Raw genomic sequence first — 209 nt, 5'->3', positions numbered from 1 at the left:
GAACAGGAAGTGCCTTATTTCTGTCTCTATTCCTTATTCATTTTCGTTTAGTAGCTTTAATATCCGTTTCAAATTGACAGCACCTTGAATTTCCATGCCGAATAGACCCACAGTCGATGCCGTATCGTACCCGTGTCCGTTTTTTAATTCACTATTCTTCGCTTCTATTTTGTAGCGATTTGCGGCTAATTGCTTAAATGCTTCCGTAT

The 209-nt window shown here is 39.2% G+C and carries 1 pseudogene; it reads right to left on the bottom strand.

Going from position 1 to position 209, the window contains the following annotated elements:
* Positions 1–33 precede the first annotated feature (33 nt).
* Positions 34–209 (bottom strand): annotated as a pseudogene (locus PVA17_RS25655) (IS5/IS1182 family transposase); the annotation flags it as partial.

Origin of the sequence: Lysinibacillus sp. CNPSo 3705, assembly GCF_028674935.1 — a bacterium.
In the GTDB taxonomy this organism is placed as follows: Bacteria; Bacillota; Bacilli; order Bacillales_A; family Planococcaceae; genus Lysinibacillus.
This window is presented reverse-complemented; position numbering and strand designations above follow the sequence as displayed.